Annotated in this window: 21 protein-coding genes and 1 other RNA gene; 10 read left to right on the top strand and 12 right to left on the bottom strand. The window is 40.2% G+C overall.

Annotated features, from left to right (window positions below):
* The first annotated feature begins 7 nt into the window (after nt 1-7).
* Nucleotides 8-2,614 carry a DNA mismatch repair protein MutS gene (gene mutS / locus J2X77_RS22300; protein WP_310082568.1) on the top strand — a complete coding sequence of 869 codons (2,607 nt, stop codon included), beginning with the start codon at nt 8-10 and terminating at the stop codon, nt 2,612-2,614.
* Between the two features lie 102 nt (nt 2,615-2,716).
* Here mutS and J2X77_RS22295 read toward each other — a convergent pair whose 3' ends face one another.
* Nucleotides 2,717-3,874: a hypothetical protein gene (locus J2X77_RS22295; RefSeq protein ID WP_293939535.1), complete on the bottom strand. Its 1,158-nt coding sequence runs from the start codon at nt 3,872-3,874 to the stop codon at nt 2,717-2,719.
* A gap of 97 nt (nt 3,875-3,971) precedes the next feature.
* Here J2X77_RS22295 and J2X77_RS22290 point away from each other — a divergent pair, with 97 nt between their 5' ends.
* Together J2X77_RS22290 and J2X77_RS22285 are read left to right on the top strand one after the other, a co-directional pair.
* Nucleotides 3,972-4,679, top strand: coding sequence for a tRNA1(Val) (adenine(37)-N6)-methyltransferase (locus tag J2X77_RS22290; RefSeq protein ID WP_293939537.1), 708 nt, complete (start codon nt 3,972-3,974; stop codon nt 4,677-4,679).
* 3 nt (nt 4,680-4,682) lie between these two features.
* Nucleotides 4,683-5,177, top strand: coding sequence for a metallophosphoesterase (locus J2X77_RS22285; RefSeq protein WP_209578641.1), 495 nt, complete (start codon nt 4,683-4,685; stop codon nt 5,175-5,177).
* 14 nt (nt 5,178-5,191) lie between these two features.
* On the opposite strand, the gene J2X77_RS22280 is transcribed toward J2X77_RS22285, so the two are convergent.
* Together J2X77_RS22280 and J2X77_RS22275 are read right to left on the bottom strand one after the other, a co-directional pair.
* Entirely contained in the window at nt 5,192-5,503 is a 312-nt protein-coding gene (locus tag J2X77_RS22280; RefSeq protein WP_209578640.1) for a cupin, read from the bottom strand.
* Nucleotides 5,504-5,586: 83 nt separating this feature from the next.
* Nucleotides 5,587-5,922 carry a MerR family transcriptional regulator gene (locus tag J2X77_RS22275; protein ID WP_209578639.1) on the bottom strand — a complete coding sequence of 112 codons (336 nt, stop codon included), beginning with the start codon at nt 5,920-5,922 and terminating at the stop codon, nt 5,587-5,589.
* Between the two features lie 189 nt (nt 5,923-6,111).
* Between J2X77_RS22275 and J2X77_RS22270 the strand changes: the two genes are divergently transcribed.
* Nucleotides 6,112-6,447 carry a hypothetical protein gene (locus tag J2X77_RS22270; protein WP_209578638.1) on the top strand — a complete coding sequence of 112 codons (336 nt, stop codon included), beginning with the start codon at nt 6,112-6,114 and terminating at the stop codon, nt 6,445-6,447.
* A gap of 87 nt (nt 6,448-6,534) precedes the next feature.
* Here J2X77_RS22270 and accD read toward each other — a convergent pair whose 3' ends face one another.
* The 5 genes from accD to dprA all read right to left on the bottom strand — a co-directional run bounded on the left by accD (nt 6,535) and on the right by dprA (nt 10,758).
* Nucleotides 6,535-7,377, bottom strand: coding sequence for an acetyl-CoA carboxylase, carboxyltransferase subunit beta (gene accD, locus J2X77_RS22265; RefSeq protein WP_209578637.1), 843 nt, complete (start codon nt 7,375-7,377; stop codon nt 6,535-6,537).
* A 221-nt stretch (nt 7,378-7,598) separates the two neighbouring features.
* Nucleotides 7,599-7,696, bottom strand: an RNA gene (gene ffs / locus J2X77_RS22260) — signal recognition particle sRNA small type.
* Between the two features lie 105 nt (nt 7,697-7,801).
* The gene (locus J2X77_RS22255) at nt 7,802-8,029 is read right to left on the bottom strand and encodes a DUF6814 family protein (RefSeq protein ID WP_209578636.1); all 228 of its coding nucleotides are present in this window, start codon (nt 8,027-8,029) and stop codon (nt 7,802-7,804) included.
* Nucleotides 8,022-9,527 (bottom strand): MFS transporter, encoded by a 1,506-nt coding sequence (locus J2X77_RS22250; protein ID WP_209578635.1) that lies wholly within the window; start codon nt 9,525-9,527, stop codon nt 8,022-8,024. The genes J2X77_RS22255 and J2X77_RS22250 overlap by 8 nt, the downstream gene beginning before the upstream one ends.
* A 112-nt stretch (nt 9,528-9,639) precedes the next feature.
* The gene (dprA, locus tag J2X77_RS22245) at nt 9,640-10,758 is read right to left on the bottom strand and encodes a DNA-processing protein DprA (RefSeq protein ID WP_209578634.1); all 1,119 of its coding nucleotides are present in this window, start codon (nt 10,756-10,758) and stop codon (nt 9,640-9,642) included.
* Between the two features lie 206 nt (nt 10,759-10,964).
* On the opposite strand from dprA, the gene J2X77_RS22240 reads away from it, so the two are divergent.
* Nucleotides 10,965-11,198 carry a hypothetical protein gene (locus J2X77_RS22240; protein WP_209578633.1) on the top strand — a complete coding sequence of 78 codons (234 nt, stop codon included), beginning with the start codon at nt 10,965-10,967 and terminating at the stop codon, nt 11,196-11,198.
* Nucleotides 11,199-11,285: 87 nt separating this feature from the next.
* Nucleotides 11,286-11,849 carry a hypothetical protein gene (locus tag J2X77_RS22235; RefSeq protein ID WP_209578632.1) on the top strand — a complete coding sequence of 188 codons (564 nt, stop codon included), beginning with the start codon at nt 11,286-11,288 and terminating at the stop codon, nt 11,847-11,849.
* Here J2X77_RS22235 and rsmG read toward each other — a convergent pair whose 3' ends face one another.
* Both rsmG and J2X77_RS22225 read right to left on the bottom strand, forming a co-directional pair.
* Nucleotides 11,850-12,485 (bottom strand): 16S rRNA (guanine(527)-N(7))-methyltransferase RsmG, encoded by a 636-nt coding sequence (gene rsmG, locus J2X77_RS22230; RefSeq protein WP_209578631.1) that lies wholly within the window; start codon nt 12,483-12,485, stop codon nt 11,850-11,852.
* A gap of 22 nt (nt 12,486-12,507) precedes the next feature.
* A complete protein-coding gene (locus J2X77_RS22225) occupies nt 12,508-13,650 on the bottom strand; it encodes a glycosyltransferase (RefSeq protein ID WP_293939542.1) in 1,143 nt (380 codons plus the stop codon).
* A 276-nt stretch (nt 13,651-13,926) separates the two neighbouring features.
* Between J2X77_RS22225 and tgt the strand changes: the two genes are divergently transcribed.
* From tgt to J2X77_RS22210, 3 genes are all read left to right on the top strand, one after another.
* A complete protein-coding gene (tgt, locus tag J2X77_RS22220) occupies nt 13,927-15,057 on the top strand; it encodes a tRNA guanosine(34) transglycosylase Tgt (RefSeq protein WP_209578629.1) in 1,131 nt (376 codons plus the stop codon).
* A gap of 22 nt (nt 15,058-15,079) precedes the next feature.
* Nucleotides 15,080-16,156: an LptF/LptG family permease gene (locus tag J2X77_RS22215; RefSeq protein ID WP_209578762.1), complete on the top strand. Its 1,077-nt coding sequence runs from the start codon at nt 15,080-15,082 to the stop codon at nt 16,154-16,156.
* Between the two features lie 97 nt (nt 16,157-16,253).
* Nucleotides 16,254-17,165 carry a DMT family transporter gene (locus J2X77_RS22210; protein ID WP_209578628.1) on the top strand — a complete coding sequence of 304 codons (912 nt, stop codon included), beginning with the start codon at nt 16,254-16,256 and terminating at the stop codon, nt 17,163-17,165.
* A gap of 139 nt (nt 17,166-17,304) precedes the next feature.
* On the opposite strand, the gene J2X77_RS22205 is transcribed toward J2X77_RS22210, so the two are convergent.
* Nucleotides 17,305-20,346 (bottom strand): VIT domain-containing protein, encoded by a 3,042-nt coding sequence (locus J2X77_RS22205; protein WP_209578627.1) that lies wholly within the window; start codon nt 20,344-20,346, stop codon nt 17,305-17,307.
* Between the two features lie 126 nt (nt 20,347-20,472).
* Between J2X77_RS22205 and J2X77_RS22200 the strand changes: the two genes are divergently transcribed.
* Entirely contained in the window at nt 20,473-20,961 is a 489-nt protein-coding gene (locus tag J2X77_RS22200) for an esterase-like activity of phytase family protein (RefSeq protein WP_310082558.1), read from the top strand.
* 151 nt (nt 20,962-21,112) lie between these two features.
* Here the strand turns inward: J2X77_RS22200 and J2X77_RS22195 are convergent, their stop codons facing one another.
* Nucleotides 21,113-22,573 (bottom strand): glutamate synthase subunit beta, encoded by a 1,461-nt coding sequence (locus tag J2X77_RS22195; RefSeq protein ID WP_310082555.1) that lies wholly within the window; start codon nt 22,571-22,573, stop codon nt 21,113-21,115.
* Nucleotides 22,574-22,575: the final 2 nt, after the last annotated feature.

The raw sequence follows: 22,575 nt of genomic DNA, 5'->3' as shown, positions 1-22,575 counted from the left end.
TTAAAAGTTGGCAAAAGAAAAGAAAGTAACCCCATTGATGCAACAGTACAATGCGATCAAGATTAAGTATCCTGGAGCGTTGTTGTTGTTCCGTGTTGGCGATTTTTACGAGACATTTGGTGAGGATGCAATTAAGGCTGCTCAGATTTTGGGTATTGTTTTGACGAAGCGTGGAAATGGCTCGGAATCGGAAACGGCATTGGCTGGTTTTCCGCATCATTCGCTGGAAACTTATCTTCCGAAGCTGGTACGTGCTGGTCAAAGGGTGGCGATTTGTGATCAACTGGAGGATCCGAAGACTACGAAAACAATTGTTAAGCGTGGTGTGACAGAGCTGGTTACTCCTGGTGTTTCTTACAATGACAATATTGTTCAACAGAAGTCCAATAATTATTTGGCATCAATTTTTATCGAAAAAGAGCGGATTGGGATTTCTTTTCTCGATATTTCAACAGGTGAATTTTTAGTTGCTCAGGGAAGCGTTGCGTATATCGATAAATTGCTTCAAGGGTTTAAACCGACGGAAATTATTCTATCCAAAAAACAGAGCAAGGAATTTATCGAGCAATTTGGGGCACAGTATTACACGTATTTTCTTGATGAATGGCCTTACACGGGCGACTATGCTACTGAAACATTATTGAAACATTTTGAGGTTTCATCAATGAAAGGATTTGGAGTTGACCGTATGTCTGCGGGTATTGTTGCTGCTGGTGTGGCTTTACATTACCTCAATGAAACCGAGCACCGTAACTTACAGCATATCTCTACGCTTTCCCGGATCGAAGAAGACCGTTACATGTGGCTGGACCGTTTTACGATTCGCAATCTGGAACTAATTGGCTCGATGAATGAAAATGCAGTCACGTTGTCGGATGTATTGGATCATACATCCAGTCCAATGGGGGCGCGCTTGCTTAAGCGCTGGATTGTAATGCCTTTGAAAGATAAAAAGAGTATTCAGGAGCGATTGAATGTTGTGGATTTCTTTTTCGCTAACCGCGATTTAAGAGATGAATTGATTGGCCAGATCAAGCAAGTGGGCGATCTTGAACGCTTAATCTCGAAGATCGGGCTTCAGAAAGCGAATCCCAGGGAAATCGTGCAATTGAAGCGTGCGTTATTTGCTATCGAGAAGTTGAAGGAACTTACAGATCGCAAAGATGCAAATGCACTGCGTACGATTTCGGAACAATTGGATGCTTGTACGGCTATTCGTGAGCAAATTGAGCTACAGGTTCAGGCAGAACCACCTGTTGCCATCAATAAAGGGAGTGTAATTGCTGATGGGGTTGATGCGGAACTGGATCGCTTGCGTAAAATTGCCTTTGGAGGAAAGGATTATTTGCTGGAAATCCAAAAAAGGGAAGCAGAGATCACGGGTATTCCTTCCTTAAAAATTGCGTTTAACAATGTGTTCGGCTACTACCTGGAGGTTACTAATACACATAAGGACAAAGTTCCAACTACTTGGATACGTAAGCAGACCTTGGTAAATGCCGAGCGTTATATTACCGAGGAACTTAAAGAATATGAAGAACAGATTCTTGGAGCCGAAGAAAAGATTCAGGCTTTAGAGAGTAGGTTGTATGCTGAGCTGTTGATTTCGATCGCCGAATACATTAAACCTATTCAGCTGGATGCACAGTTGATTGCTAAGCTGGATGTACTCCTCAACTTTGCCGTTGTGGCGGAGAAGAATTATTATGTCAAACCAGAAGTCAGTGAGAGCAAGATTTTAGATATAAAAGGTGGAAGACACCCTGTCATCGAAAGAAACCTACCGGTGGGTGAGGATTATATCACTAATGATACCTTTTTAGATCCGAAGACACAACAGATTATTATCATTACCGGGCCTAATATGGCGGGTAAATCGGCACTGCTCCGTCAGACTGGATTGATTGTATTAATGGCACAAATAGGCTGTTTTGTTCCTGCAAAAGAGGCTAAAATTGGCTTAGTTGACAAAATATTTACTCGTGTTGGCGCATCGGATAATCTTTCTTCTGGAGAATCTACCTTCATGGTCGAGATGAATGAAACTGCGAGCATTATGAACAATCTGTCAGACCGCAGTCTTATTCTCTTGGACGAAATTGGCCGTGGTACAAGTACATATGACGGGATTTCTATTGCTTGGGCCATTGCGGAATTTTTGCATAATCACCCGGCTGCCAAAGCAAAAACACTATTTGCGACCCATTACCATGAATTGAATGAACTGACAACTTCTTTGGATCGTATCAAGAACTATAACGTTACTGTAAAGGAGGTCAATAATAAAGTCATTTTCTTGCGGAAACTTGTTCCGGGAGGTTCGGAACATAGTTTTGGTATACATGTAGCCAAGCTGGCAGGGATGCCCCAAAAACTACTCAATCGCGCTAATCAGATTTTAAAAAGGTTGGAGCAGGAGCGTACTGGTGGAGAGCAGATTAAGGATAGTATGCGTAAGATCCAGAAACAGGCGTATCAGCTACAGATGTTTTCGATTGATGATCCTGTCCTAAACAAGATTAGGGATATGTTGAATAATTTGGATGTTAACTCGTTGACTCCCGTCGAAGCGTTGATGAAACTGGATGAAATTCAGCGGTTGCTAAAGCATTAATCTTTAAAATAGGGCTTATTTTTCGATTGGAATAGCGCAGTAGCGCGCTATTTTGGGTGTACAGGCATAAACTGACTTATTCATTTTGGATTACCTATATTTTTAAAATCTAAAGAATAGTGCTAAGCTTCCATAGTTCGCCTGGATGGGGCTCAGTACTTTGCTGCTGGCGTCATACGGTGCGTAATGATAGCCTAGTTCGAAGCCGATGTACTTTTGGTTTTTCATCCGGAATAGTGAGGAAAGACCAAGTCCGAGGTGAATATTGTTGATGGTAACCATATTCTCTGTATATCCACCGTCATAATAATAACCATCCGGATCATAATAACCTGAAGAATACGTATTCTCCGTGATGCCGGTATCTGTGATGTCAATACCTAGTATGGCTTTTGGAATTAGGATGAATTTGTCATTGTCAAAAACTTTATAGCCCACCGCACCTCCTATAAAAGCGGTCGCTGATGAATTGACTGATACTTCTGATCCATCATAATTATAGTCGATATTGCGATCGTTTGCGTTGATGCGTACCTTTAAACCTCCTTCGAAGATCAATTTCCTTTCCAGCGAGCTCATCAACATAAATCCGAGCGTGAGGTTTGTACCGAACACTTTGTTGCCTCCTCCTAGCGGGCTCATCACGCCTATGGAAGGGACATAGCCTAGTTTGGCTTTATGCCGGTTTCTATAAACTTTAGGGGTTGGAAATTGTTGTTCATCACTTTGTGTATTGGCTTGTTTGTCTGCGATTTCTTCAGGTGCTTGTGTATCCGCAAAGAGATGAAGGATTTTTATTTCCTGACTGCTTAACGTGTAATTATCAGATGCAAGTAGTGCCTTCGCCCTTAATTTGATAAGGTTATCTAATGGATGACGCAATGGATAGAAATGGAATTTTGCTTTATTTTGCTCATACTGCGTTGTAAAATCTTCTTGATCTGCAGCATCTAGTCTTTGGAGCAGGCTCTTATCAAATTGATTGTTCCAGTATAGGTCGACCGCTGTCGTGCTATTTTTCTTTTCAATAATGAGTATTAGGATGCGCAGTCTTTGTATATATTCGTTGATGCCGCAGCTTGCTTGTATAGTATTCAGTAGGGGGTCAATTTTTTCGAACTCATTGTTGTTTAAGGCTTTGGTCAACAAAGGAAGGGTCTCAACCGTATATCGTTCACAATTTTCCTGTGCATGCAAGCGTGTAGTGGGAAGGATGCTACTAATGATCAATATGAAAAAAGCAAGCTGGCGGATATTCATGGTTTATCTAGATTTATTGCAAACTAAATTAGTAAATAAATCGCAGGATATATTCGTTTGTTTGTGCCAACGGCGTTAAAAGTTTTATCTTTGGTCTATGGCGTCGATATTTCGGTTTAAAGAATTTGAGGTTGATCAGTCTGATTGTGCAATGAAGATTAACACAGACGGCGTATTATTGGCTTCACTGTTGGAAGTGGGGACTGTAGGACGAATTCTCGATATCGGTACAGGAACCGGAGTCATTGCATTGATGTTGGCTCAACGGTTTGTGGGCAGTTGGGTAGAGGCTGTCGAGATGGACCCTTTAGCTGCTGCGATGGCAGATAAGAACTTTCGTCATTCCGTTTTCTGTGATCGGCTTATGCTTCATGCCTGTGCCTTTCAGTGTATGGAAATGGCAGAGCCTTATGATTTGATTGTTTCAAATCCACCATTTTATACGGATTCACTCCATAATCCTGACAATCGAAAGAAGCTCGCGCGGCATACTGACCTGAATTTTTTTGCTGAATTATTGGATTTCGCTTCTTTGCGCTTATCGAATCAGGGAAAATTAATTCTGATCGTTCCTACAGCTTTGGCAGCTATACTGATGGAGATTTCAACAGAGAGAGCTCTTTATTGTTGTGCTGAAGTTCAGATAAGTTCCTTTGAAGGTGGATCGGTCATCCGTAAGATCATTACATTTGAACGGAAGCCTGTCGAATCGGTTACTGTACGTGAGTTTGTTATATACGCAAAGAAAGGTATTTATTCAGCAGCTTATCGAAGCGTATTGGCACCTTATTTTTTAGCTTTTTAGGTTATGACAAAAATCGGATTACTTTCGGATACACATTCTTTTCTAGACGAAGCGGTATTTACTCATTTTGCAGCCTGCGACGAGATCTGGCATGTCGGAGATTTTGGTGATGGTGTTATTGCAGACCGATTGGCGTCGTTTAAACCATTACGCGGCGTTTATGGAAATATTGATGGTCAGGATATTCGTTTGCAATTTCCCGAAGATTTGAGATTTAGATGTGAGGAAGTAGACGTTTTTATGACGCATATTGGTGGCTATCCAGGGAAATATGCTGCGCGTGTTAAGGGGGAATTAATGAAAAATCCTCCGAAATTATTTATCACAGGACACTCACACATTTTAAAGGTGATGTTTGATCCCAAAATACAATGCCTTCACCTCAATCCAGGGGCAGCAGGAAAGCACGGCTGGCATAAAGTGCGGACATTGATGCGATTTGACATCAATGCGGATAAAATTGAAAATCTTGAGGTTATTGAGCTGAATGGGCGTTAGATCAGAGCAGCTTTTTATGCTTCTTTTTTTAGAATGGATAGCCTAACAATACTTTGAGCGATAGCAAAGAGATCATGGGGTGTATTGGGTTCTAATGCAACTAACATGCCTTTCGTCAGACTGATTTTACTTCCGTTAACACCAAAGTCTATATTACCTTCGACAATTTCAACAACTATTGATGCCGCAGTTTTATGCTCTTTCATGTATTGTCCTTTGGCAAAAGCTAGACGATATTCTTTGCTACCATTTGTTTCCAGCAGAAGATCCATTTTGGGCTGTTTATCTTGGTATGTAACGTTTTGAAAAATAGATGCTGTTTGCATAGTCTTTGTTCTATTAGATGGTGTTGCTCAATATGCTTTTGGGACCTCTGTTCAACGAAAGGATTTCTGCAGTAAATAGGGTGTTATAAGGAATCACGAACTTCAACAAGAAAGCTCTTTAGACGCTCTAGTGAATCGATAACGCGTTGATTTTCTTTTGCTTCTGATTTGTTGTCTCGCAGATAATCGCGTGCTCCCTGAAGCGTGTAGCCTTTGTTTTTAACCAGATTGAAAATGATTTTTAAATTGGCAATATCTTCCTGCGTAAAAAGGCGATTACCTTTTTTATTCTTTTTAGGTTGTAAAATATCAAACTCACGCTCATAAAAACGTATTTGGGAGGCGTTTACTTCGAACATCTCTGTAACTTCTCCCATTGTATAATACAATTTATTTATTTCACGCTCTTTGTACGGCATATCTTCACAATTAATCTATAGCAAACTTAATAAAAATTCCTATTCAAAAAGAAATTTTTGCGATCATCTTATGTAGTGAGCGACTGAAAGAGAACAGCGTAATCTAATCTATATGTAATCGCTAATTATTGTGGGTAAGCGTAAATTTTTATAAGTTTGATTCGTGTGAAAAGGGTTAAAGTATTATGTATGGTTATAGTTAGCAAATTTTGGACAAATTTATTTTCTTTTGGAAGAGCGAATGCAATTACTATTTATCCCTTTATTTTTCTAAAAAGTACCTCTTTCAAATGCAACGAGAACCTGATCCGTCATGAACGTATACATTTGCGCCAAGCGCTTGAATTGGGTATTCTCTTCTTCTATGTATGGTATCTTATTGAGTTTGTCTTTCGCTTTATTCAATTGAAAGATTTTGATCGCGCGTATCTACGTATATCTTTTGAGCGGGAAGCGTATGATAAGGAAGGTGAACCGGACTATTTGAACAGGAGAACGCTATGGTCATTTTGGCGATATCTTTGAATAAGACTCTGATGGTGTTTAAAAAGAGAAAAGCGGTACCAAAACTAGTTTTGGTACCGCTTTCTGTTTTATCTTTTGGAAGATTAATTATCCGACTAATTTTAGATAAGTAGCTACCTTGTTTTTCAACTGTCTGCGGTCGACAATGAAATCTAAAAATCCATGTTCAAGAACAAATTCTGAAGTCTGGAACCCTTTTGGTAGATCCTTTTTTATTGTTTCTTTAATGACACGTGGGCCAGCAAACCCGATTAACGCACCTGGCTCTGCAATATTTACATCACCCAACATGGCATAAGATGCTGTAACTCCCCCCGTAGTTGGATCTGTCAGCAAACAGATATACGGAAGGCCTGCTTTGGCCAATAGGGCTAATTTGGCCGAAGTTTTAGCCATTTGCATCAATGAAAATGCAGCTTCCATCATGCGCGCACCACCTGATTTTGAGATTAGCATAAATGGAATTTTATGCGCAATACAGTAATCTATCGAGCGTGCTATTTTCTCACCGACCACTGACCCCATTGATCCGCCGATAAAACTAAAGTCCATACAGGCGATAACAATATCTTGGCCATTCATTTTTCCATGTCCAGAACGTAAAGCATCTTTAAGGCCTGTTTTGGCCTGGCTTTCTTTTAAACGATCGGGGTATGGCTTTGAATCGAAAAATTCTAATGGGTCACCCGAACTGAGATTGGGAAATAGTTCGGTAAATTCGTTATTGTCAAATAAAATTGAAAAATATTCTTTGGAGCCAATTCTTAAATGGTGGCCACAATATTGACAAACATAGTCATTTTCTACTTGTTCAAGATGCAATAATGGCTTTTTGCAAGTGGGACATTTGTTCCACATGCCATCAGGTGCTTCTTTTTTATTAGCGGTAGCTGTGCTAATACCAGCTTTTTCTCTTTTAAACCAACTCATACGATAGTTCTTATTCGATTACAAACTTATATAAATTTGAGTTTATATACAATTATAATTATGTTGAATGTATAGGCCACGCGATGAAAACGCCTTGTCTAACAGGCCTTCTATTCATAATGGGACTATGGGCCACCGTTGGGATATATAAGACATTGAGCTGATTATTAGATTGAAATTAATTTTGAAGTGGCAGGTCAGCCAAAAATTAGGGCACAAAAAAAGGGTAAGCTACTTCTATCGCACCGCTCAACCAAATACCCTTGCTTTGTTCCCAACCTGGGGGAGTCAATGGGAGCTGGTCGTAGAAGACTTACCCGTCACAAAAGTAGAAAAAAAAACAGTTTTAGGAAAGAAAAAATGCTATTTTATCTTATGCGATTGATTATCATGGTGATAATTTGTTTGAAGTGATGAAAAAGGCTTACATTTTGTTTTGGTCATATTCTCCCAATAGCGAATAATACCCAAATAAGCCAAGTCCAATGGAGATAATCGGTGTCAAGATACATAGGATAATGATTCCAAATACTACATCTTCCTGGTGACCGGTGGAGATTTTTGGCAATGCTAGTTCAAAAACGGAAAAATAAGCGGTAAATAGCGCTAAAGTTATCCAGAGTATGCCAAGTAATTTTTTGATACTATTCATGATTAGTGGGAGTTGATTTGTTATTGATATAAATACTGCCGATGATAAAACATACAATTGCGATAATAATCGGATACCATAGTCCCGCAAGATAAAATTGTGGTGTCTGCGCTACTTCGGCATTGGTAGTTAGGTAGGTGGATACGGCGGGCAGGAGTCCACCGAATATTCCGTTTCCAACATGGTAAGGCAAGGACATGGACGTGTAGCGGATTTTTACCGGGAACAGTTCGACGAGAAAGGCAGCAATGGGACCATATACCATGGTAATATAAATCACCTGGATAAAGATAAGGAGAATGAGGCATATATAGTTCCAGTTGGCAATATGAACAGTTGTTGTGACTGTTTGCTGTCCTTTTAGTTTGCCCGATTGGTGTATTGTTTTAGCACGAGTGATTTCGGTTCCGTCGTCATATTGCGTTTTGACAACTGATTTTATTTCTGTTTTTTCTGTAACCGTCGGACTTTCGACTGTTTCATTCAGTTTGACTTTGTGCTCTGCATTGGAAAGTTGGTACATCGATTCATAAATTGGGCGATAGGTCAACACAGCGAGTAACATACCGCCGAGCATAATCCACTTTCTTCCAATTTTGTCACTGAGCCATCCAAACACGACAAAAAATGGTGTCCCTAAAAGTAGGGCTATCCCAAGAATGGTATCTGCCTGATCCGATTGGAGGTGCATCACTGTTTTCATGAAACTCATGGAATAGAACTGTCCGGTGTACCAAACAACACCTTGTCCCATGGCGGCACCAAATAGTGCGAGCAGCACAAATTTGAGGTTGTATCGGTTACCGAAACTTTCTTTTAATGGATTTGTACTTGTTTTACCTTCTGCTTTAGCTTTGCTAAACTCGGGTGACTCCTTCATTTTTTTACGAATAAGGTAGGAGACATACACCATAACTAAAGAGAGTAAGAAAGGAACCCGCCATCCCCAGATGTCAAATTGTGATTCGGTGAGCAAGCTTTTGGTCAGTAAGATGACGACTAGTGATATAAAGAGGCCAAATGTCGCTGTTGTCTGTATCCAGGAGGTCCAGTATCCTCGCTGCCCAATAGGCGCATGCTCGGCCACGTAGGTTGCTGCGCCGCCATATTCTCCACCGAGGGCAAGACCTTGTAACAGGCGAAGGATCAAAACGAGCAGGGGAGCCCAAAATCCGATGCTTTCGTAGCTTGGAATGCAGCCTATGAGAAATGTTGCTCCGCCCATAAGCATTAAGGTAACCATAAAGGTATATTTTCGACCGATGATATCACCTAGTCTGCCAAAAAATAGTGCACCAAATGGGCGAACGACAAATCCAGCCGCAAATGTGGCTAATGTGGAAAGGAAAGCAGCTGTTGGATTTTCTGCGGGGAAGAATTTGGTGGAAATTACGATCGATAGGCTCCCAAAGATAAAAAAGTCATACCATTCGATGAGGGTTCCCATAGAGGATGCTCCGATGACTTTCCAGATACTTTTTGTGTTGTTTTCGTTCATTAATTGTTTGTTTTGTTGGTTTAGTTTATAATATTGAAAGTAACATGTCCTGCTTTTTACTTCACATGTGCGTTGAATTGCAACGGTCTTTGGCTTTTTGGAGGAAAGTGTATCAATTTTTTTTAGCTCCTACCATTCCAACCGTTTTATACCTTTTGCCAGGCAGGGCGTGAATGAATGATTGCATTTCGAGTTCCAGTAGGATTAATGCCAATTTGCTTTGCGGCCATTTTGTGAGTTCAATCAAGTGATCTAATTCGAGTTGTCCCTTTTGTTGAATGAGTGTAAAGAGGAGTTGCTGATCTTTTGTCAGTGTTAATGGGAGGCTAAGCTGTGGGGCAGCAGTTTTTTTTGTGATTTCCCAATTCATCAGGTATTCAAGATCCTGAAGTCCTCGAATCATATGCGCGCGGTTGGTTTTGATGAGGTAGTTGGTACCTTCAGCGCTTTTTTCATAAATGGAACCTGGGAAAGCACATACATCTCGGTTGTAGCTGTTGGCCAGTTCTGCGGTGATCAAAGCACCGCCTTTAATGGCTGCCTCCACGACAATGGTGACATCGGCGATTCCTGCTATAATTCGATTGCGCATAGGGAAGTTACCGCGTTCGGGTAAGGTATTGGATGTAAATTCTGTCAGTAAGCCGCCATGGTCTAACATTTTTGCAGCAAGCTCGCGATGAGATGCTGGATAAATTCGATCGAGACCATGTCCTAATACGGCAATGGTAGGTAGATGGTTTTTTAATGCATTGCGATGTGCCAATGCATCTATACCATAGGCGAGACCGCTAACGATCAAGGTGTCTTTGGATCCATTCATGGCGTCCAGCAGATCTTCGCATATTTTCTGGCCATAGTGGGTTGCATGTCTAGTACCAACAATACTAATGATCTTCGAACTGTTTAGCGGCTGGTTCCCCTTATAGTAGACAACAAGCGGAGCATCTTCACATTGGCGAAGCCTGTCTGGATAATTTTCGTCTTCCAACCATAAGGCTTGTATCTGGTGTTTTTCGATAAAAGCGAGTTCTTTTTCGCAGGCGGGCATATAACTTTTGTTGTAAATTGCTTCAGCGATTGACTCCCGTATACCGAGAAGCTGCATCAATTCTCGTTTTGAATAGGTGAACACATCTGCTAGGCTATGACCTTGGTCAATGATATTGCGTGCCGTTCTAGGGCCAATGCCCTTGATTTGCGTCAAAGCTATGGGGTAAATTAGTTTCATAATTGGGTTTGTTTAAAGATAAGAAAAATATAAGTAGCTGCTGTACTTTTTGTTAGAATTGCTTGGAGCTACTGTATTTTTTGTTCCAATTAAGCAATATCGATAAGAGACGTAGGGGCGAGGTATAATATGATATGAAATATCGGTCTATTTTGGAAAGAAAGAAGAGGAATTGGTAACTTTGTTCGACTAATGATATTTTAACGATGGAAATGAAAGAACCTTTTGATATTGAATTGGGAGATATAGTTTATTCTGTCTTCCCTGAAGAGGAGGATACCTATGTTATTTTTAAAGATGGCGCTGAATACGTCAAGATTATTAAAGATAATGATACAAACTGGTTAAAATTGAATCCGGAGACAGAACTACCTATGTTTGGGATGGATGAGGAAATCAATCTCATTGGCCTAGAAATCAAAAAAGAGTTAGGACATTAACTTTTTTAGTTAAAGATAGTTAAAAGGCGGTTAAAGATTTTTTAACCTTATTTTTAATTGATTATTTTTAGTTAATCAATTGTAAATATGGTACGGATCGCATTGCTATCTTTATTGTTTTTTTGTGTCTATTTTTCATTTTATCGGGAGAGGCTTTTTGCCTATCCGATGGTTTCTTATGATCAGGATACTATTGAGAAAAGAGGAAGTAAACGAGATACACTTCTATTGGATACTGTTTTGATCAAACGTAAATCTGCTGGGGATAAATCCATCTTTTTTTGGGGCGATACGAAAAACATGGTTACACTTTCCCATCAAGGTGGGATTGCTGTCAATCTAAACAAGCTTTACAATAAATTCAGCCGGAAGGGACGAAATTCAAGGAAGCTCCAGCGTCAGTTTGAAAAGGAATACCATCAGGATCTGATCCGGGAAGAATGGTATCCGCTGACGCAGGAGTATAGTAAGTTGTCGGGAGATTCGTTGCGCAAATTTAGGATATACTATGAGCCCTCCTTAAAATGGCTTCGAGATAATGATCGTTATGAGAAGATCGCTTATATCCATCAGTGTTTAACGAACTACATCGATTCTGTAGACATTATCCATAGGCGGCTACAGTTTCCAATGGGTAATGCCAAGCTTTAACTACATCGGTACATATACCAGATATTTTGTGTCGAAGAAGTCTTCTTTAAAGTAATCTGATAGTGGATGTAATTCTGCTTTGAGTTTGGATTCTTTGATTTCTTCACTGAGATCGCCCCCTTTTAGATAAAGAATACCATTGGGAATTCCGTTTTTATCTTTTTTTGAAAACTTGTTTCTTATCCAAGGTGTAAATTCTGCGAGTCTTGTTACCGCTCTTGATAGCACAAAATCATATTTGTCGTCGAGTTGTTCGGCACGGATGTGGTCTGCTTCGACATTGTTAAGCCCTAATCCGGAGGCAACTTCACGTACGACTTTTATTTTTTTTCCAATCGAGTCGACTAAGTGGAATTTGACTTCAGGAAACATAATGGCCATTGGAATGCCCGGAAAGCCTCCTCCGGTCCCGACGTCCAAAATTTGAGTTCCAGGTGTAAACTCTTGGACAAATTTGGCGATACCTAACGAGTGTAATACATGATGCAGGTAGAGGCTATCAATATCTTTACGTGAAATGACATTGATTTGGCTATTCCAAAACGTATATAGATCGGCTAGTTTTGCAAACTGCTCTTTTTGACTATCGGTCAGTTTTGGAAAATAATTATAGATGATATCGACTGTTGGATTCAAAGTGTGATATTTTAAATGTGAACTATTTCCAGCTTATTTTTTTCTTTTTTCGGCTGAACATACCATTGATGCAAATATAGAAATAGTAGATGAAGTCTACCAAAGGCAACCACCAAATCAGTTCCTTTACAGCTAGTTTTTTATAGATGTTGTTAAATATTATCCATTGTGCAATAAGCCGAAGGAGGTAGGCACTCAAAGGCACATACCAGTACATTGGGAAAGCAACTGTGGTCGCAATGATCGTTATGTAAAAAAGGAATGCGGATACCAGCTGGGTACCCAGCATGCGTTGATGACGTTTTTTATAAATAGTAGATGCACCTGAATGCCTTGCTTTTTGTTTGTAGTAGCTTTTCCAAGTCGTTTTGGGTTCCGAATAGACAATGGATTCTGCCGACAGTACGATGTTGACATTGATCGGATTTGCATTTTGGTTGACAAAGAGATCATCATCGCCAGATTTAATATGCATGTGGGCCGCAAACCCTTTGTTTCGAAAGAAGAGATCTTTTTTGTAGGCCATATTCCGACCGACCCCCATATAAGCATCCCCCTTCAGGGCATAGGAGAAATAACTCATGGCCGTATGACTGGTTTCAAATCGAATCAATAGATTTAATAAGCTTTTTTTCTTAAAATACGGGGAATAGCCGAGCACAATTTCTGTTTCAGGTCTGAAAGCGGCTGCGACTTCTTTAAGCCACTGATTGGATTGTGGTGCACAGTCGGCATCAGTAAACACCAGTGTCTGGTGTTTTGAAGCCTTGATACCCATACTTACGGCGAACTTTTTGCCATGTTTTAAGCGGATATGTTCTTTGATATCGACAATTTTTAAATGCGGATATTTTGCTTCGAATTCATGTAATATCCAAGGCGTATTGTCTGTCGAAAAATCATTGACAACGATTACTTCAAAATTAGGATAGTCTTGATGCATTATGTCCGGGAGGAATTGGGCGATATTATCCTGTTCATTGTGTGCACAAATAATTACGGATAACGGCGGGAATTCCGTTCCTTCTTGTACTGGGGGAATTTGATAACGGCTCAATTTACTATATACAAATAAGATGTAGTATAATTGTATACATAGAAAAAGGCCCAATACTCCGAAAGCAATATAGGGGAGATTGGCCAAAAATACGTGAAGGTCAAGCATAGCTCACAAAGATAAGTGCTTTCCACAACTTTTTTACAGCTGAAAAATGATAATTTATTTTTGAAACATCCTGTTTGCAAATCTTTTTATAGTATTTTTGCAACATATTCTAGGGATGAATCCCAATTTAGGTGGGTATTAGGTAGGTTATCGTAGTTTTTTAAGCTATAAATAATTGATAATGAGCTTGTAGTTAGTTGTAGGCAAATACTTATGGCGCCATCTTTCTGGCAAATCATCCTTTAAAATAGAAATAGTCTCAGAGGAAAAATATTAATGAAATTTACGCTACAAGCACAAGATAAGCTGTCTAAAGCACGTGCAGGTGTTGTCGAAACTGCACACGGTCCCATTCAAACACCTATTTTTATGCCTGTTGGTACGGCAGGTACAGTGAAAGCAATTCATCAACATGAATTGAAGAATGATATTGAAGCGCAGATTATTTTGGGTAATACCTATCATTTGTATTTACGACCAGGATTGAATGTATTGAATAAAGCGGGAGGATTGCACAAGTTTAACGGTTGGGATGGTCCTATTTTGACCGATTCGGGTGGTTATCAGGTGTATTCATTGACTGAAGTACGTAAGATTAAAGAAGAGGGGGTTACCTTTCGCTCTCATATTGATGGATCAAAGCATCTATTTACACCAGAAAATGTAATGGATACGCAACGTATTATCGGTGCCGATATCATTATGGCATTTGATGAGTGTACACCGTATCCATGTGATTATAATTATGCACGTCGTTCTTTGGATATGACGCATCGCTGGCTGAAACGTTGTGTGGATCGTTTTGATAGTACGGATCCGCTTTATGGCTATGATCAAACTTTATTTCCAATTGTTCAAGGTTCTGTTTATAAAGATTTAAGAATAAAATCTGCGGAGACTATTGCCTCATTTAATCGTGATGGGAATGCGATTGGCGGATTGTCGGTAGGGGAGCCTGCGGAAGAAATGTACGCGATGACCGAGGTTGTCTGCGATATCTTGCCGCATGACAAGCCACGTTATCTTATGGGGGTGGGTACACCGGTGAATATTCTTGAAAACATTGCGTTAGGGGTGGATATGTTCGATTGTGTCATGCCAACCCGCAATGCCAGAAATGGTATGCTGTTCACACAAAATGGGATTATCAATATCAAAAATGAAAAGTGGAAAGATGATTTTTCGCCAATAGAAGTGGAAAGCGATTTGCATGCAGATCAATTTTATTCAAAAGCTTATCTTCGACATTTGATTAAATCGCAAGAAATTCTTGGAGCACAAATTGCTTCTTTACATAATTTACATTTTTACCTTTGGTTGGTTAATCAGGCTAGGGAGCGAATCATTGATGGGACTTTCTACGATTGGAAAAGCAAAATGGTGAAAATATTGGATCAACGTTTATAAGACTAACTCGTTCAAGGAAATGCTGTCGTTAATCGATCGTTACATTATTAAAAAGTATCTATCTACTTTTTTATTCACCATGGCCATATTTACTGTTGTCATGGTGGTTTTCGACGTGTCCGAACGATTGGATGATTTTTTAAAGTATCATGCTCCTCTAGATAAGATTATTTTTGAGTACTATGCTGGGTTCATTCCTTTTTATCTGAACTTTCTTTGTCCACTGATCAATTTTATTGCGGTTATCTTCTTTACGTCAAAAATGGCGGATCAAACTGAAATTGTACCGATTCTAAGTGCTGGGTATAGTTTTAATCGGCTTCTTCGTCCTTATATGATTGCAGCTACTTTGATTTTTGCCGTTTCGCTGGTATTCAATATTTTTATTATTCCGAATACCAATAAGATGAAGGTTGATTTTGAAAACATCTATGTTAAGCCACCTAAGGATAATTCAAGGGTTTCTACCCATATGCAATTGGACAAAGACAGCTATGTGTATATAGACAATTTTGATAATACGACCAAAACAGGTTACGGATTTGTTCTTGAAATTTTTAAGGGGGATACGCTTAAAGAAAAAATGATGGCTGACCGTATTACTTGGGACTCAGTGGCCACGAAGTGGAAGATTGAAGGGTATACCAATCGTATTATCAATGGATTGCATGAACGCATGGAAAAAGGTACTGTTAAAGACACTACCTTAGATATGAAACCTTCGGATTTTGAGGTGCGTGATAATATGTTTACTGCAATGGATACACACGAATTAAATATTCGTATCCGTAAAGAGGAGATCCGTGGTACCGGCGTCATGAACGATTTATTGCTTGAGAAATACAAGCGTTATGTGTATCCATTTTCAGCTTTTGTACTGACCTTGATGGGTGTGGCACTGTCCTCCAAGAAAGTGCGTGGGGGGATAGGATTGAGTCTGGGTATCGGTATCGCGTTAAGTTTTACGTATATCGTCTTTATACAGTTTGCAACTATGTTTTCTTTGAAAGGGGGACTACCACCGTTGATAGCCGTATTAATTCCAAATGTTACTTTCTTTTTGGTAGCAATATATCTGGCGATTAAAGCGCCAAAATAAATTTTTGTTCAGTTTTCAATAACTTCAGTGAGCCTGCCTTATTAAGGGAAATAGTAGGTATTGCTCATCATTTCCATACACATGTATTCTAGAGAATATGACTAAAATTAAATTAAATCGGAATATTCTAATTCTGCATTTAACAATACTTATTTGGGGATTTACCGGAATTTTGGGGAGTCTGATCTCCGTATCTGCCCTTCATTTGGTATGGTATCGCGTTGCAATAGCATCTATTGCTCTGCTGATCTATTTCTTAGTGACCAAACAATCTATATTAGTTTCGAGGAAGCAGTTTCTCCAATTTTTTATGGTAGGAGCGGTGGTGGGCCTGCATTGGGTACTATTCTTCTATTCGATCAAAGTTTCTACAGTTTCAGTGACGTTGGTAACACTTTCGTCGGTGACATTATTCACGGCAATATTGGAACCTATTGTGAATAAAAAGCGCATCGCGCGTTTGGACATTGTAGTGGGGCTAGTCATTATTATCGGTATTTATACGATCTTTTCTTTTGAAACGCATTATCTAGTCGGTCTGCTGGCTGGACTTGGCTGTGCTTTTTGTGCGAGTATATTTTCAATTGCCAATGCGCGGATGGTTAAGAAATCGAGCCCTACACTGATTACGTTTTATGAGATGATGGGGGCGTGCTTTTGGATAAGCATATTGATGCTGTTTACAGGAGATTTTAATGCCGGGATGCGATTGGGACAGCAAGATTTAATCTATCTTTTATTGTTAGGTGTGGTTTGTACTGCTGTGGCTTATGTAATGGGTGTTGCTGTCATGAAGGAATTATCTGCATTTACTGTTGCGCTGACGACGAATTTAGAGCCAGTTTACGGTATTCTACTTGCGATGCTGATTTTTGGGCAAAAGGAAACAATGAGTGGTGGATTTTATCTCGGCGCCTGTATTGTTTTAGGAGCGGTGTTCACTTACCCTTATGTAAAAACCAAATTGGAAAATAGACAAAAGGATTTGGTTATCCGTAAATTGCATTAATTGAATGAGGTGCTATCCAATCTTTTTGGACAGCACCCGATTCATGTGACTTTAGACGTCTCCCATTACAGCATCGTTTCATAGATTCAATTTTCAACGGATTCATTTGACTTTTTGATCACCTTTTGTCTCTGCTCATCTACTGGAATGAAAATTCGCCAATCCCAATATTGCGCTCTTTATCTCGGTCAAGATAGATCGTGACGATTTTTCGTTCCTGCTTTCCACTGCTGTAATAGGTGTAGATTTCGGCCATAACTGCGGCAGGACCAGCTAAAGTGAGTGAATTGTCATTATAGAAATCTACTTCAATTTTGTATGTTCCATTAAGTGCTTTTTTCAATAAAAATTGTTCTGGTCCATATCCTCCGGTGAAGTCATTGCTGAGTCGGCCCCCGATTGCTGTAGCAGGATTACTATAGAAACATTTTTCTCCATTTGGATCCGTTACCCAGAGATCGATATCTGTGTTTTGTGAATTCCAGTTAATAACAACGCGGATATCCACAGGCAGGTCTGCAATCAAATTTTTGTTCACCGCAACTTTGGAGCTTGCAGCTTTGTTTGCTTTAATGAGATTATTGATTTCCATGACCAATGTTTCTTCAATACCATCATCGCGATCGGCAGCTTCTGGGGAGTAGCTCTGGGTCAAAATCCCATATAATTGTTCTAGTGCCTCCTTGAACATACCTTTGTCTTGTAAAACGAGGGCATAATCGCGGTGACTTTGAGGATCCATTGGCCGCCATTTCAACACTTTGGCTGTAATGAATAGTGCTTTGTCGTAATCTCCCCATTCGCGTAGTTTGTATGAAATGGTTTTATAGAGATCGGCATTTTCGATCTGCAAGTCAGCCAGTGCGCTTAGGATTAGTACGGCTTTTTGTGTATTCCCTCTTTTGAAGAAAAAGTTTGCAACATCAAAATAGAAAGTTGGTGTTCCCATGTACTGATTCCGAAGCTGGAGATAGGTTTTGTAGGGATCTTTGGATTGATCGAGTTCTTTGAGATAGGCCTGATCTTCTTTAATGTCGGGTATGCTGATTTTTCCACGGATGTTGTCGATGCTGTTGCCCGTTGGTACGCCCGCTACAGGTTCTTCCAAGGATTGAACAACAACGGATTCGTGAAGAACGTCGTCAGATGTGGTTGCCATTGCTAATTCGCTTGTTGCTGCCTTGGCGGTATTTGAATTGCCAACGACTGATATTCTTTTTTCGCTGGCAGCATCTGATGACCTCAATTCTTCGGCGCGTGTTGTCGCGACAGGACTGGCTGAAGCACGTGACGGAACAGGTGTAACAGGAACAACTCCGGTGGCGATCTCTTCGACAGCCATATAGTCTGTGGGCTCAATCTGCGTGTCCCGTTGTGGATATTTCTTTTTTGCCCGAAAGTCTGTATTCCACCAGGAGCGAAGTTCTTCTGCGCTATTTTCGGCTTTATCTAAGAGATTCGCTACACGCTCTTCCCTTTCGATAGCATGTTCTTTTTTGAGTGCATTAAATTGCGGAAGTAATTCTGCTGGAGGTGTTATTGCATAACGTATGTAATCTTCTACAGTTTCCAGTACAATTAGGCTAGTATTTCGCGTCACGATTCCGAACTGTTTACCCAGGGTTTCTATTTCCTCACGATTATTGTCGTATTGAAGGTCCAATGCTTCGATTTTCTTTTGTGCCCAGATCTGCTGCAGGTCAATTTCACCATGATCTTGATGCAGCGCTATGCTTACTTCTTTTGGGGTATGTTGTCCATCTCCTACAAGTAATGTGAGTTGCTTCAATCCTAGGTATTTTCCTATTCCAGCAATAGAAAAATTGGCTTGTATAGGGGTTCCTTTCTTAGGGTAAACTTCATCGAAATCATTGTGCTCTTTTATTCCCAAGTAAAGAAGATCGATTGTATTTAGATTGTGGTAGGCTTGATTTACGGAAACATTGGTCAAATTGATCATCTTTCCGCTATGTTTCTGAGCAATCTCTTTTAGGATACCGTAGTCAGATCCACTGGACGAAGTAATGCAATAAACGGGATTTTCAAGGGTAATTTCACTTTGGCCAAATGTGGAAAGTCCGTCGGTAAACAGCAGGTAATTGCTGGCTTTTATTACTCCAGGTTTTATTTGACTATAATCTGTGCCGCCATCGTAGTCCATTTGTTTGAGATAACTTTTAAGTTCATCCCAATTACCTTGTCTAACTTGAAACGTCGGTCCTTTTACAAATTGGATGTCCAATAAACCCATTTCAACCTGCATGTTAGGATTATCTTTAAAAAAGAGATCTAATAGGGCAAGTTCCTTTTCTATAGCTCTATTTTTAGTACTCAGTGAACGGTCCCAGATAATTCCGATGGTGTCGCCCCATTTTTTCTGAGTAGGTTTCACGGAATTGATGCTTGCATTGGCAAGAAAATAAAAAGTCTTATCATGATTTGTTTGAAATAAGCCCGATGACTCTTTGCTGTCTGTTGGCAGTAGAATGACCAGATTCCGCTGGGATTGAAAATGTTGTTTACGTAAAGAAGCTGTGTAATTGTTGTTGTGTTGGGAGAATGCTAGAGAACCATCTGGTTTTTCTGTGAAATCTGGTTTATGGCTGTCTTGAAGGACATGAATATCCAAGGCAAAGTTATGAATGGCAGCGGTGTAAGTTAACGGCAAATAGTAATAACGTGCCTGATCGGATTCCGTAGTTAGATTTTCGGAATAACTGATCTGAATAGTCCGTTTACCATTCGCTGGCAAAGGATAAATGCGGGTACGGAAGTTGTTACCCTCAACTTTCTCCAATAGTCCGGGGTCGACACGATGTGTTTCTATACTTTCAAAAACTTCGGTGCCTTTATTTTTATCGACTGCAACTGCTTGCCGTAATTTGCCATTGATATCTAAGGCATAGCCGCTCACCGATACGCCTTCCGGCATAGGGAATGTCAGTTCGCCCTCGAGATCGCGATTGGTTTTATTTTCAAACACCATTGTCATCGTCGTTTTGGCGATATTTCCGAAGATGGCAACTTCTACTTTTAGGTCTGCCAACACAACGTTGTCTTGCCGACCATCGTCGTTTTTAATTTTTAAACTGGGTATCTCTCGCGTAGTTCTGATCTGAGATTTTGTATCTACATTGGAAAATACCAAAACTATGAAAAGGGCAATTATGATCTTTTTCATCTTTCTATTTTTAGTAGGTGAGGGCAGAGAATGTACCGTTGATTCGCTGCACAATTAGCTATTTATTTTTGTAGTGATGCATGAAAAAGTAAAATTCCATAACTGGGTGTATTTAATTGATGCGATATGATGGAGCGTACCGATTTGCAGGCTGTAAGTGGAATCGCTGCCGTGAGCAATTCAACATTTATTGTCTTGGAACGCGACGGGGAATATGCGACAGAAGCATCACGTTCTACTGTATTTAAGAAAATTTATAAAATAGATCTTTCTGGCGCAACGGATATCTCGGATACGGATAATACTGCAACTGGGAAATTATTTGATGGTAAAACTGTCGAGGAACTCAAAGATGCGGCTACATTGGCAAAATATACTATTAAACCGGTCCAAAAGGCCATGGTTGCCGATTTAATGACTGACATCACGGAATTGTATCCGCATGATAAAGCAGAAGGCTTGGCTGTTATTAATCCATCCCTGATTGCGGTATGTAATGATGATGATTTTGGGGTAACCGGAAAAGGTTTCTATAAATCGAAAATATTGCCTTACATAAAGACCGTTGACAAAAACAGTATTTATTTTATTAAACTTAAGGACTCTTTGAAATAGGTGCTAATTATTGATGATAAAAAGGTCCGTTGAGCATTCAATGGACCTTTTTATCATTTTATACTGCGCAAGCTTTTGTTCTTATTACTAAAGATTAAACAGTGGCTTGGCATATCACTGGTATGGGGGCTCTATTGCGCGTGCCCAACTCTTATGCATTTATTGTTGCTAAGAAATCTTTGCTTTCAAGTTCGGAATATCCCATCAGGTATTCGTCTACTTTTCTGGCACACTCGCGTCCTTCAGAGATCGCCCAAACAACCAAGGATTGTCCCTTACGACAGTCTCCGGCAGTGAAAATATTGTCAATGGTGGTTTGGTAGTCTTTGGCATTCGCCAAGATGTTTCCTTTTTGATCGACACGGACGCCTAGTTGTTCTAGCAGTGTATGCTCGGTATGTTGATATCCAATGGCCAATAATACGAGATCGGCTGGTATTTCACGGATTTCAGATTCGCCTAAGCGGGTTCTTCGTCCGAATTCATCCACTTCGTATTGAACCTCTTTGATTTTTACAGCTTTGATATGGCCATTTTCATCTTGAACGAACTCTTGGGTTTCTGTAGCCCAAAGTCTTTCACAGCCTTCTTCTTGAGATGAGGATGTGCCAAATGTAAGCTTATCCATGGGCCAGGGGTTGCTTTTTAGCCGTTCTTTGGATGGCGTTGGTTTACGGGCAATCTGTGTGATACTTTTCGCACGGTGACGGTTGGATGTACCGATACAGTCTGATCCAGTATCACCGTCGCCAATGACCACAACATGTTTGTCGGTTGCCAGGATACGGTCTTGGTCGATCGTAATTCCGCTTACTTCTTTATTCTGTTGGGTCAAAAAGTCCATGGCAAAATGGATACCTTTGGCATCATGTCCCGGTAATTGCATATGCCAGGGTACAGTTGATCCTGTTGCCAATACAATAGCGTCGTAAGCTTTTAATTCGTAAACACTTATATCTTTGCCCACTTCAGTATTCACCTTGAATTCGATTCCAGATTCTTTCATGAGGTTGATACGACGATCAATCACTGATTTTTCTAATTTAAAATCGGGAATACCATAGCGTAGTAATCCTCCAACTTGGTCATCGCGTTCGAATACAACAACATCATGACCTGCTTTATTGAGCTGTGCAGCTGCAGCCAGTCCTGCTGGGCCGGAACCGACGACAGCGATGCGCTTGCCTGTTTTTAAATAGCTTTTGTAAGCTTTGACATAGCCCTTTTTGAAAGCAATTTCGATGATGTGTTTTTCGATCTCTTCAATAGTGATCGGAGTACTATGAATACCCAGTACACAAGCCGACTCACAGGGTGCCGGACATATTCTGCCTGTAAATTCTGGGAAGTTATTGGTGGAGGATAAAATCTGATAGGCCTCTTCCCATTTTCCATCGTATACAGCATCATTAAATTCAGGGATAACATTGCCCAATGGACAGCCCGAATGGCAGAATGGAATACCGCAGTCCATACAGCGCGCGGCCTGTTTATTAAGTTCATTCTCAGAATAACCTTTGTTAAATTCCTTGAAGTGTTGTACGCGTGCTTCGACAGCTTCTTTTGTCGGAAGCACGCGCTCAAATTCTTTAAAACCTGTAATTTTTCCCATGA

The organism is Sphingobacterium sp. 2149 (assembly GCF_031455655.1).
Lineage (GTDB): Bacteria > Bacteroidota > Bacteroidia > Sphingobacteriales > Sphingobacteriaceae > Sphingobacterium.
The sequence above is the reverse complement of the archived record's forward strand: the minus strand, read 5'-3'. Positions and strand labels throughout refer to the sequence as shown.

Excerpts from the sequence above, each read along its gene's own strand:
- J2X77_RS22295 (WP_293939535.1), bottom strand. The coding sequence starts at position 3,874 with ATGAATATCCGCCAGCTTGCTTTTTTCATATTGATCATTAGTAGCATC.
- J2X77_RS22290 (WP_293939537.1), top strand. The coding sequence starts at position 3,972 with ATGGCGTCGATATTTCGGTTTAAAGAATTTGAGGTTGATCAGTCTGAT.
- J2X77_RS22285 (WP_209578641.1), top strand. The coding sequence starts at position 4,683 with ATGACAAAAATCGGATTACTTTCGGATACACATTCTTTTCTAGACGAA.
- J2X77_RS22280 (WP_209578640.1), bottom strand. The coding sequence starts at position 5,503 with ATGCAAACAGCATCTATTTTTCAAAACGTTACATACCAAGATAAACAG.
- J2X77_RS22275 (WP_209578639.1), bottom strand. The coding sequence starts at position 5,922 with ATGCCGTACAAAGAGCGTGAAATAAATAAATTGTATTATACAATGGGA.
- J2X77_RS22270 (WP_209578638.1), top strand. The coding sequence starts at position 6,112 with ATGGTTATAGTTAGCAAATTTTGGACAAATTTATTTTCTTTTGGAAGA.
- accD (WP_209578637.1), bottom strand. The coding sequence starts at position 7,377 with ATGAGTTGGTTTAAAAGAGAAAAAGCTGGTATTAGCACAGCTACCGCT.
- J2X77_RS22255 (WP_209578636.1), bottom strand. The coding sequence starts at position 8,029 with ATGAATAGTATCAAAAAATTACTTGGCATACTCTGGATAACTTTAGCG.
- J2X77_RS22250 (WP_209578635.1), bottom strand. The coding sequence starts at position 9,527 with ATGAACGAAAACAACACAAAAAGTATCTGGAAAGTCATCGGAGCATCC.
- dprA (WP_209578634.1), bottom strand. The coding sequence starts at position 10,758 with ATGAAACTAATTTACCCCATAGCTTTGACGCAAATCAAGGGCATTGGC.
- J2X77_RS22240 (WP_209578633.1), top strand. The coding sequence starts at position 10,965 with ATGGAAATGAAAGAACCTTTTGATATTGAATTGGGAGATATAGTTTAT.
- J2X77_RS22235 (WP_209578632.1), top strand. The coding sequence starts at position 11,286 with ATGGTACGGATCGCATTGCTATCTTTATTGTTTTTTTGTGTCTATTTT.
- J2X77_RS22225 (WP_293939542.1), bottom strand. The coding sequence starts at position 13,650 with ATGCTTGACCTTCACGTATTTTTGGCCAATCTCCCCTATATTGCTTTC.
- tgt (WP_209578629.1), top strand. The coding sequence starts at position 13,927 with ATGAAATTTACGCTACAAGCACAAGATAAGCTGTCTAAAGCACGTGCA.
- J2X77_RS22210 (WP_209578628.1), top strand. The coding sequence starts at position 16,254 with ATGACTAAAATTAAATTAAATCGGAATATTCTAATTCTGCATTTAACA.
- J2X77_RS22205 (WP_209578627.1), bottom strand. The coding sequence starts at position 20,346 with ATGAAAAAGATCATAATTGCCCTTTTCATAGTTTTGGTATTTTCCAAT.
- J2X77_RS22200 (WP_310082558.1), top strand. The coding sequence starts at position 20,473 with ATGATGGAGCGTACCGATTTGCAGGCTGTAAGTGGAATCGCTGCCGTG.
- J2X77_RS22195 (WP_310082555.1), bottom strand. The coding sequence starts at position 22,573 with ATGGGAAAAATTACAGGTTTTAAAGAATTTGAGCGCGTGCTTCCGACA.